This window comes from Pseudomonas sp. 7SR1 (genome assembly GCF_900156465.1).
Classification (GTDB): domain Bacteria; phylum Pseudomonadota; class Gammaproteobacteria; order Pseudomonadales; family Pseudomonadaceae; genus Aquipseudomonas.
Window position 1 is genome coordinate 988281 of sequence record NZ_LT707064.1, and the last position, 9793, is coordinate 998073.

Below are 9793 nucleotides of genomic sequence, written 5' to 3' on the forward strand. Positions count from 1 at the left end.
CCCTACGATGCAATCCACACGGCTTCCCCAAGCCGCTTTGAATCAACTGATTGAAGGCGCCAGCATTCTGGAGGCCGACAGCTCCGGCCCAAAAGTCTATCTGTTGCAGGATGGCAACATCCTTAAGTTATTTCGCCGCAAGCGGCTTTTTTCTTCGGCTCTTCTACGGCCTTATTCGGTACGGTTCATCCGAAACGCGGCTCGCTTGCGAGAGCTTGGCATACCGACCCTCGACGTACTGGCTTTCTATAAATTGCCAAGCCCCGGCATGACCGCCGTACTGTATCGGCCGCTTCCTGGAAAAACCCTGCGTCAAATATCGAATCAGGAAAATTTCAGTTGGCAGCAAGCGCTTCCGCAACTGATCGAAATGATCCGCAGGCTGCACGCCAGCGGTATCTACTTCCGCTCGCTGCACCTGGGTAACATCGTCGTCACTCCGGAAAACGAACTGGGCCTGATCGATGTGGCCGATATGCGCTTTTTGCGCGCGCCCTTGCCGCGGCATCTGACGCGCCGCAATTTGCAGCATTTCGCTCGTTATATTGCCCGCGAGAACCTGAACGAGAGCTTTCCGATGCAGGCGCTGGAAGAAGCGCTACTGCCTGCCTGAAACCAGTTGCCGCGCGGTCTGGCTGAAGCTCAGCCAAGCCTGGTCAGGTGCCAGCGCTTGATATTGAGCCGCCGCGACCGCTTCTGCCGAACCCTGTGAAGTCTGGAGAAGTGCCTCGCTCCAGGCGTTGATATCGTTCGCCGGAGCGTACCGCCCCGCATCGCCCAGTTGCTCGCGAAACACCGCCAGCTGGCTGCTGAGCACCGGAATACCGGCCATGACCGCCTCTTGCAGGATCAGCCCGAGCCCTTCCTCGAGGGAGGGGATCACCACCCAGTCAAACGCCTTGTAAAGCGTTGCGACATCATCCAGATGCCCCGTCAGCAACACTTTCCCTCGTAGATCCGGTTGGGCGATCCGCGCCTGAAGCGCCTCGCGCCGCGGCCCTTCACCGACAATGACCAGGCGCCAATCAGGCTGGTTTGCCGCTGCAAGGGCAAACGCCTCCAGCAGGCAGGCGAAGCCCTTGTCGTCCACCAGGCGTCCAACGGCTCCAAATACCCGCAGACCGCCAGAAGGCAAGCCCAAGCGGATACGGGCTTCCTGGCGCGGGATGAGTGCGTGCTGGAAAGCCGCCGGGTCGAATGCGCTGCGCAGCACCGTCACAGGGAGACCTAGCGCGTCCTGCAACGCGGTCGCAAGGGTCTGGGAAACCGCCACCAGCGCCAGGCGTGAAGCAGGGAAGCCACGCAGCAGCTCACGACTTTCAGCTTTTATCCGCGTCGCACCGTGGAAAATCACCACCACCTGTATGTGTGGCATGCCCTCAAGGACAGGCAACAAGGTCCGGGCGACACCCAGACCGTCCAGCAGCACGACGCGAGCATCGCTGTCGAGCAGTGCCTGTCGGAATCGCTTACGCATCAAGGGCTTGAATAACCGCCAGACATGTCGCCCCTTCAGACGGGCCGACGAGAGACGCCACTCCAGCGCCTGCCCCATGTTGACCTGACAGGCCACGCCCGCGCCCTGCAAGAACCATGTCTTGACCGGCATCGCAGGTTCAAGCTGCGAGAGGATCTGGTGATGGACTTTGTGTACCGAAGCGAACGGCGAACCGCCCGCCCACATGACGTTAATAATGCTCATTGAGCAGCAAACCTTTCATCGCGTTCCGGGATTCGTGCTGCCGGGCATTTAAAAATTGATGAGCCAGCCAATGCAGACTCCGAGCAACAGAACCAGAGCCAGCTTGATCTGCTCGCGGCGCCTGCGGCGTGCCTTGCGCTGACGTTCCACAGGTACTTCGACGTGATCCCCGAAACCAGTATGCAAAACAGCATCTCCTTCCAGCGTGACCGCCGTCAAGTTCAGCTGTGCATAGCGAAGCGACAGGGCTTTTTCGCCTCCGAAGCCGGCAAACGGGGCACACAAGCGATACTCCTTCAGCCGTCGTAGCCCAGGATTGAGCGAAAAGCTCTGCCATTCAGGCTTGTCGGAGATCAACGGGTAACAGGCCACTCCAGCGATGACTTCACGCTCCCCCAGGTGTATGTAAGGGCTGTGTACGCACAAATCGTAAACATAGTTGCGCAACCACACCTGGAGAATATCGGGACGCTGCTCGAGAATGGCACGCGAATCTTCCACGAAGGCCGGGCGATAGAATTCCCAGTCGTCCTCGCAGTGAAAGATATAAGGGGTCTTGACGTGCCCATAGGCCAGGTCGATCGAGGCCAGTTGTCCCAGCTTCGGCCTGTTGACGAAAACTGTGCAGTGATCTTTCCAATGCGCCGGAATGACCTCATGTACCCCTTCATCGCCGGCATCCTCGGTGATGAAGACCTCCCGGATAGGCGCGGTATTGAAACGGTCGAAGCTCTCCAGAGTCCGCTTAAGCAGATCGAGCCGACCGCAACTGGTTACCACCAGGGTAATGTCACTCTCTTCGGAAAATTGCACCTGAAATACCATTTAGTTAAACGCTACCCCGCATCGGGCAGCCGAACGATTCCTGTCAAACGCCCAGCCTCAGGCGTAGTTTTTCAAGCAGGCTCAACGGCGCACGAGGCCGCAACGGCGGTTCCAGCGCCTCGACAATCTTCTGGCCTATGCGTGCAAAACTGAACTGCTCCAGCGCCAGTTTCTGGCCGTTGCGCGCGATACCCTGCGCCATTGCGGGATCGGCACGAAGCTGGGCGAGCTTTTCCTGAAGCTGCGGGATGTCGCGATACAACACGACGTTCTGCATGTCCTGCAGGCCCAAAGCCCGGGCCTCATCGGCGCCCTGGTCGAACGCCAGCAGCACGCAGCCACAGGCCATGGCTTCGAAGTTCTTGATCATGAACTCCCCCATGCCCACATCGGCGCTGACGAAAAAGCGGATACGATTGAGCGTCTCGCAATATTCTTCGCCCGACTTGGTGCGGGTCACCACCAGCGGCTCGACGCGCCCCAACTCGTCCAGCAGAGCCTTGCGGCCACTGTAGGCAACGCTGTTGGTGCTGCCGACAAAAGCCAACTCGATATCCCGCTCGCGCCCCTGATCCTGCAACAAGGATTGATCGTAGCCCTTGGGCACGAATACCGCATCGAAACCTTCCCCGCGCAGACGCTCGGCGACCGTGAAGCCGGAACTGATCACCCGTGCCCAAGGCAGGCGGCGGTAATGAGCACTGAATTTTCCAGTGTATTTGCACGCAATATAGTTCTGGTAGGCATCGTGTTCGAGGATCACCAGGTTGGGGACCGTACGGATGAATCCGGCCTGGCGGATCTCCTGCTTGAAGCGCAGGAAAAAGACGATCCGGTCGTAACGCGACACGTCCACATGGCGCCTGAAATAGCCCCGCAGATTGCGCTGTTCACCACTGTCGAGCCAACGCAGGTCACATTCGCAATGGGCGGCGACACCTTCATAAAGCCGATCAAGAATGGCCCGTTGTTCTTTCTGCACCAGGAATAGAACTTTCATCGTCTTCCTATCGGACCAAGGAAAATATGTTGCTTAATATTTCAAAACAGCTCGACTGCATCCATTTCAAACGCTGACTCATAACTTTCCCTGATGAAAACCTGTCGCATCGATCTCCCAAGAGGATGTCGCCGCCAGTTGTTTGATCGATGCAGTATCGGGGACAGGCAATACCGACCATTCATTGTGCTTCCAGGAAACAAAATGAAAATAAGGAAAAGCACGCTCCCCATCTCGATCATTGGTGAGGCAGCCGTCGCGCCAGTACCAGCGATGAGGGAAGTCTTGCGAACCGTCGTGCCACTTTATGCAACCGCCCGGCGTACTGAACGCTTCGATGAACTCGCTGCTTCGACGCCATGGATTGAATTTTCCGACCAGGGAAAACAGCGGCTTGGGAAAATTCTTTCGCCACAGGAAAATGCGGCTGAACGCCCCCTCGTCCAAGGCGTGATGTTCGTCGTCGGTAAAACGCTCTTTCCAGTTCTTCATCAGCTTGAACACTTCACGCTTGCGTGCAGTGTTGCGCATCAGGCACAAATGCCCAGCGACACGTCGCTCATGGGTTGAAAACAGGTCATACCGGGCCAGGCGCTCAGCGGTGAAGTATTGCCGGAGGTTGCCATATATCAGGTCAATATCGCCAAAAGCCCAGAAATCATAGCCGTCGAGGCGGTCGACATGGATGTAACCAAGGGCGGGCTTGATATCGCACAATTTATAAGGCTCGGCAGGCCTGAAATCGATATCCAGTTTCCGGGAAACCAACTGGCAATAGGCTGCAAACGTCATGCTTTCTACCGTCACGTTTGGCGGAAGATTTTCCGGCACGCCACAATCGCTGAATAACAGCCAATCGATATCAGCGTTACGCCGACAGCTCTCAAGGAACAATGGCATCCAGTAAGGCCAACGGCCGAAGTAAGGGATGATAAAAAGAATACGCGGGCAGGGATTGATCAAAACAACTCACCTTCACTAAGGACGAAGACGCCAGGGCCTGTTATGCGTCATTTATGTTTTATTTTCGCTTCAGAAGGTTTCAACAACCAAAAAAGTTCGTGACGCCTGACCGCCTTGCGGAAAAATTCGTTCTCACCATAAACGGGAATAACTCTACCCGCCATAAAGCGCTGTATCAATCGCCTCACTCGGCGCTTCAATGGCGCAGACGGTTGCAAGTCGTGCATCATCCCCAGCGCCATGGCCTTGTCCCGCTGCCCCCTCAATGACAGAGGCAGGCTCAGGGGCTGCATCGACCGATCCGGATCGAAAAACGGCGGCAAGGCGACCCCCTCCCCTGCATTGCCCATTGGCCAGCGGTCATTGTCATGCAGGTGGTTGGCATAACCCAGCAGCGTTGCGGGCTGCCACTCCAAGCCTTCGAGGGCTTGCAGGACGGCCTGATGGGCGCAGAGGTGATCGGGGTGCGGGTCCAGGGTTGGATGCGGCAGCACGATGACGTCGGGGCGAGCCTTGAGGATCAGCTCGCGCAGATCGGCCAGCAGGTTGTTCCAGGTCGGTGCCCCATCGACATCGCCAGGCAAGGCAAACGGGTTCATCTGACGAAACAGCCGGGTATCACTCAGGTCCGCCTCGCGCGACCCTTGCGGCTGGCCGGGCGTCGCTTGCATCGCCGCCAATTGCAGGCAGAAGTATCCCAGTTGCACACAATGTGTTTCCGGCACCCCGGCCCAGCGCGGCACCGTGATGCTGTCCCAGGCACGCAGGCGTCCCTTGAGCCGAGCCGCCTCGATGCGGTCCAGCCCCATCCGTTGATAGTGTTCGGCTTCTATCTCGCCAGCGGTCAGCGTCACGACCCAGGCTTCGTCAGCCTGGCTGTACAAGCCGTACGCGGCCAATTCCGCATCGTCGGCATGGGGGGCGATGACCATCACCCTTTGATGGCGCATGTCCACGGGTGCGAAGGACCATAAGGTCGCCCCCCCCAACAAGCGGCAGAAGCGCCCCCGCAAGCGCAGCTCGCCAGCGGTCAGCGCGGCCCCTTGCTCACTGAGGTTGAGGTAGCGCACGCCGTTGACCCCGCGCTCGAAAGTCTGCCGATCCGAATACCCACCGCCCGACAATAAGACGACCGGATCGATGAAGCGCCCCAACCAGGTACTCTTGACCCGTAGCGCCAGGATCAACGTCGCCCCTTCATCCAGCATCACCCCCTCGTCCAATCGCAACCGCCCGGCATCGAGATGCACCTTGGGCTGCTGGGTGAACGGCGGGAAGCTGTACAGATAGTCCTCCCGAGGCGAATAGAACAGATGGTCGGCGAACCATGCCTCATGGGCCATCCAGCCCAGGACCGCGAGCAACAATGGCAACCACCAGGCGACCAGCACACCCGACAGGACCAGCACCATGAGGGCGAGCAACAGCACGACGCGCTTGTTGCGACGGTGGCGCTTGAGCAATTGCTGCTTGCGACTCAAGGGCAGGTTCATACGCTGAACACCGGCACGGGGTTGCACCAACGGTCCTTATATTCCCGGTCTGCCCGGCCGAAAGAGAAACGCATCGGCTTGCCGAGGGCACGGGCATGCTCCCAGGCCCCTTGGGTATTGAGGAAGCTCAAGACACTGCCAGGGCTGAACTCACGGGTCTGCGGGTCGACACCGCCGTTGATGTACTCGACGCTGATCCATTCAGGCGCTTCGACGCGATACACCAGTTGAATGGCAATCGGCGCATCGTTGAGCAAAATCACCGAACCGATGAGCAGTTCGCGCAGCAATTCGATCACTTCGCCCATGCGCTCGGCTCCGGTGGCCGCAAAACCCCAGCGACGCAGGAACAGATCACAGTAGATCGCGGCCAGCTCGTCGCTGGAGAACGCTTCGACCGGCCTAACCACACCACCAGCCTCTTCCAGCAAACGCAACTCGCGACGCTGGTTATAGCGAAACTTCTTCGACAGTTCTTCCGGCGTGCGGGCCATGGCCAGCTGTTCTTTTTGTGGCTTCAAGCCACTGAAACGTCCTTCGTTGAGGGCCGACAGGTAACGTCCACGATGACGCAACGGTGCCAGGGCATCGGGCGCCGCCGGCAGGATCAGCTCGGCATTGCCCAGGTCGAACAGGCCTTTCTTGCCGCTGCGCTTGAGCACGTCCTTGGACAACGCCAGGTCGCGCCCCCAGGTGGGAATCGCCGCCTTGAGCTCACCCTGCTGCTCATAGGCCAGGTATCGCACGGGGATGCCAGCCAGGGCCGCGAGGCGCTCCACCACCATGGGATGGGTTGCCACGCTGCCACCAAAACGTTGCCAGGCCTGGGCATAGACCGAAGCGTCTACGGCTGTCCAACCGCGTTCGCGCCAGCCTTGAAATCGATTGAACATCAGGCCCCCGGCGCCAGTTCGGTCACTTGTGGCAGACGCCAGAAAGCCTCGCGTACGGCGCGATCCGAGAAGCGTTCACGCAAGCGGTCGAGCATCAGTTCGGCACATTGACGACGCTGCAGATCGTCCATGGCCGCCAGGTGCTGCAGCCCCTGGGCCATATGCTCGGCGTCACCCAGCGGGAACAGGATGCCCACGCCCTCGACCACCTCCTTCGCCCCGCCACAGGCGGTGGCCAGCAATGGCACGCCGGCGGCCATGGCTTCGAGCAATACCATGCCGAACGGTTCGTGATCGGAACTCAGGGCAAACACATCGAAGGCGCGAAAATAGCGACGCGCCTCGGGCACCTGACCGAGAAACAGCACACGGTCGGCAATGCCCAGTTCCAGGGACAGCTCTCGAAGGTCTTTCTCCAGTCGCCCCTTGCCGAGAATCGCCAGCTGGCTGTTGCCAGGCAGATGCGCCAGCGCCGCGGCGAAACCTCGCAATAGCGTAGCCTGGTCCTTGTCCGGGTGCAGGCGGCCGACATTGCCGATGATCCAGGCGTTCGAATCCAGCCCGAGGGTCTGCCGCGCCTCATCCCGGGAAAGCAGGCTGGCCTGCGTCGCGTCGAGGTCAATACGGTTGTAGAGGGTCTGGATCCGGCTGGCCGGCCATTTCGGCAGACAGCGACGCAGGTCGTCGCGCACCGCATCAGAGACGCCAAGCAAGCTCAAGCGCTTGCGGTAGACATGGGCGAACAGCCGGCGGGTCCGCCGCTGATAGTCCCCAAAGGCATGGTGCACGCCTATCACCGGCAGACGGGTGCCCAGCAGGGCGATATAGATTGGCTTGAAGCGGTGAGCAATGCAGAAACTGAAATTGCGTGAGGCGGCGATCCTGCGCAGATCGGCGATGGCGCCCAGCTTCAGGCCGCGCACGGCACTGGAGCTGTATTCCATGAACAGCACCTCGTCCGAGGCACAGCCGGCGGCGACCTCGGCGTCGGCAGCGCCGGTGAGGAACACCGTGGTCACGCGATAGCCAGTGCCGGCGAACAGACTGGCGTATTGACGGGCACAGTCGAGGAACGGCCCGTCATAACCGTGGCAGAACTGCAGCACATGTCGCTCAGCCGAGCGTGTCATAAGCGTCCACGCCGTCTTTGACCACCAGGATGTCTTCCATGATCAGGTACTGCAGGTCGGAACCATAGAACATGTTCAGCGCATCGGTGGGCGAGCAGATCATCGGTTCGCCACGACGGTTGAGCGAAGTGTTCAAGGACACGCCATTGCCCGTCAGCACTTCGAGGGCCTTCATCATGTCGTAGTAGCGCGGGTTGTATTCGCGCTTGAGCACCTGGGCACGGGACGTACCGTCCTCATGGACGACTTCCGGTACGCGGGTCTTCCATTCCTCGGCCACTTCGAAAGTGAAGGTCATGAACGGCGCGGGGTGATCGACCTTGATCATCTGCGGCGCGACGGTGTCGAGCATCGAAGGGCAGAAGGGCCTCCAGCGCTCGCGGAACTTGATCTGCTCATTGATGCGATCGGCCACGCCAGTGGCGCTCGGGCAACCGATGATCGAGCGACCACCCAGGGCACGCGGACCGAACTCCATGCGCCCCTGGAACCAGGCCACCGGATTGCCGTCGACCATGATCCGGGCGATGCGCTCGGGCGTGTTGTCGATCTTGCGCCACGCCGGTCTGCTTGGATGACGGGCACACGCGGCGATCACGTCTTCGTTGCTGTAGGCTGGGCCGAGGTAGACATGCTCCATCTTCTCCACCGGTACGCCGCGAGCGTGGGACACATAGGCTGCCGCCCCCACTGCGGTGCCGGCGTCGCCGGAGGCCGGTTGCACGAACAGTTCCTTGACGTCGTCGCGGGCGATGATCTTCTGGTTCAGCTTGACGTTCAAGGCGCAGCCGCCGGCGAACGCCAGCTTGCCGGTTTCCTTGAGTATGTCGCCCAGGTAGTGATCGATCATCTGCAGCGCGAGCTTCTCGAACAGCGCCTGCATACTGGCCGCGTAGTGAATGTACGGCTCGTCGGCGATGTCGCCTTCACGTTTCGGGCCGAGCCATTCGATCAGCTTCGGCGAGAAGTAGAAGCCCTTGCCCTTCTCTTTGTAGCGACGCAGGCCGATCACGTTGGCGTAGTCGGTGTTGATCACCAGCTCGCCATTCTCGAACGAGGCCAGGCGCGAGAAATCGTACTTGCTGGCGTCGCCATAGGGCGCCATGCCCATGACCTTGAATTCGCCATCGAGCATCTCGAACCCGAGGAACTCGGTAATGGCGCCGTACAGGCCGCCCAAGGAGTCCGGATCGTAGAATTCCTTGATCTTGTGGATCTTGCCGTTTTCGCCGTAGCCGAAAAAGGTCGTGGCGTACTCACCCTTGCCGTCGATGCCCAGGATCGCGGTCTTTTCCTGGAAGCCTGAGCAGTGATAGGCGCTGGAGGCGTGGGCCAAGTGGTGCTCGACCGGCTCGATCTTGATTTTCTTCGGGTCGAAGCCCAGTTGCTCCAGGCACCAGACGATCTTGCGGCGATAGCGCTTGTAGCGGCGGTTCCCCATCAGAATCGCGTCGAGGGCGCGGTCCGGGGCGTACCAGTAACGCTTGGCGTAATGCCAGCGAGCCTCGCCGAACAGGCTGATCGGGGCGAATGGAATCGCCACCACATCGACGTCGGAAGGCTTGATGCCGGCCTGCTCCAGGCAGAACTTCGCCGACTCGTAGGGCATGCGGTTCTTTGCATGTTTATCGCGTACGAAGCGCTCTTCCTCGGCCGCCGCGATCAGCTTGCCGTCTATGTACAGCGCTGCGGAAGGATCATGGCTAAGGGCGCCGGACAGGCCAAGAATCGTCAATGCCACAGGGGTCTAGCCTCTTATGTCTGCATGTGGGCGCCAAGCGCCGCGA

General features: G+C 59.8%; 9 protein-coding genes. 1 reads left to right on the forward strand and 8 read right to left on the reverse strand.

The features are described from left to right. Nucleotides 1–7 precede the first annotated feature (7 nt). Nucleotides 8–613: a lipopolysaccharide kinase InaA family protein gene (locus BW992_RS04620; RefSeq protein ID WP_072398541.1), complete on the forward strand. Its 606-nt coding sequence runs from the start codon at nt 8–10 to the stop codon at nt 611–613. Here BW992_RS04620 and BW992_RS04625 read toward each other — a convergent pair. The 8 genes from BW992_RS04625 to BW992_RS04660 all read right to left on the reverse strand — a co-directional run bounded on the left by BW992_RS04625 (nt 599) and on the right by BW992_RS04660 (nt 9747). Further along, nucleotides 599–1702, reverse strand: a complete 1104-nt coding sequence (locus BW992_RS04625) for a glycosyltransferase (RefSeq protein WP_072458644.1) — start codon at nt 1700–1702, stop codon at nt 599–601. The genes BW992_RS04620 and BW992_RS04625 overlap by 15 nt on opposite strands. 48 nt (nt 1703–1750) lie before the next feature. Continuing rightward, entirely contained in the window at nt 1751–2515 is a 765-nt protein-coding gene (locus BW992_RS04630; RefSeq protein ID WP_076407323.1) for a hypothetical protein, read from the reverse strand. A 55-nt stretch (nt 2516–2570) separates the two neighbouring features. Beyond that, complete coding sequence (locus BW992_RS04635) at nt 2571–3527, reverse strand: glycosyltransferase family protein (RefSeq protein ID WP_072398543.1); 957 nt, start codon at nt 3525–3527, stop codon at nt 2571–2573. Nucleotides 3528–3605: 78 nt separating this feature from the next. Then, entirely contained in the window at nt 3606–4490 is an 885-nt protein-coding gene (locus BW992_RS04640; protein ID WP_072398544.1) for a DUF6625 family protein, read from the reverse strand. Nucleotides 4491–4537: 47 nt separating this feature from the next. Beyond that, the gene (locus BW992_RS04645; protein WP_076407324.1) at nt 4538–5971 is read right to left on the reverse strand and encodes a PIG-L deacetylase family protein; all 1434 of its coding nucleotides are present in this window, start codon (nt 5969–5971) and stop codon (nt 4538–4540) included. Between the two features lie 8 nt (nt 5972–5979). Next, nucleotides 5980–6876, reverse strand: a complete 897-nt coding sequence (locus BW992_RS04650) for an antimicrobial resistance protein Mig-14 (protein ID WP_072398545.1) — start codon at nt 6874–6876, stop codon at nt 5980–5982. Continuing rightward, complete coding sequence (locus BW992_RS04655; RefSeq protein ID WP_076405687.1) at nt 6876–8006, reverse strand: glycosyltransferase; 1131 nt, start codon at nt 8004–8006, stop codon at nt 6876–6878. The genes BW992_RS04650 and BW992_RS04655 overlap by 1 nt, the downstream gene beginning before the upstream one ends. Next, entirely contained in the window at nt 7990–9747 is a 1758-nt protein-coding gene (locus BW992_RS04660) for a carbamoyltransferase family protein (protein ID WP_072432168.1), read from the reverse strand. Before BW992_RS04660 ends, BW992_RS04655 begins: the two co-directional genes overlap by 17 nt. Between the last annotated feature and the right edge of the window lie 46 nt (nt 9748–9793).

Coding starts and splice junctions, on each gene's coding strand:
- BW992_RS04620 (WP_072398541.1), top strand. CDS start 8: ATGCAATCCACACGGCTTCCCCAAGCCGCTTTGAATCAACTGATTGAA.
- BW992_RS04625 (WP_072458644.1), bottom strand. CDS start 1,702: ATGAGCATTATTAACGTCATGTGGGCGGGCGGTTCGCCGTTCGCTTCG.
- BW992_RS04635 (WP_072398543.1), bottom strand. CDS start 3,527: ATGAAAGTTCTATTCCTGGTGCAGAAAGAACAACGGGCCATTCTTGAT.
- BW992_RS04650 (WP_072398545.1), bottom strand. CDS start 6,876: ATGTTCAATCGATTTCAAGGCTGGCGCGAACGCGGTTGGACAGCCGTA.
- BW992_RS04655 (WP_076405687.1), bottom strand. CDS start 8,006: ATGACACGCTCGGCTGAGCGACATGTGCTGCAGTTCTGCCACGGTTAT.